General features: G+C 62.1%; 1 protein-coding gene. It reads left to right on the top strand.

Annotated features, from left to right (window positions below; genetic code table 11):
* Positions 1-240: Rieske 2Fe-2S domain-containing protein (locus SB753_RS40920; protein WP_410805660.1), on the top strand; the 240-nt coding region annotated here is incomplete at both ends.

The raw sequence follows: 240 nt of genomic DNA, 5'->3' as shown, positions 1-240 counted from the left end.
CTCACTTCCGATGCTCGTACCACGGGTGGGTCTACAAGAACTCCGGTGAGCTCATCGGGGTGCCGTACATGGCCGAGGGGTACGGGGGAGCGCTCAAGCGCAAGGACTGGGGCCTTAAGAAGGCCAGGGTCGAGTCCTACGCCGGACTCGTCTTCGGCACGTTCGACGAGGACGCACCGTCCTTGGAGGAGTACCTCGGAGGGTTCCAGTTCTACCTGGATCTGTATCTGAAGCAGGGCC

The sequence above is a fragment of the Paraburkholderia sp. SIMBA_053 genome, assembly GCF_046534895.1.
GTDB classification, from domain to species: domain Bacteria; phylum Pseudomonadota; class Gammaproteobacteria; order Burkholderiales; family Burkholderiaceae; genus Paraburkholderia; species Paraburkholderia caledonica.
This window is presented reverse-complemented; position numbering and strand designations above follow the sequence as displayed.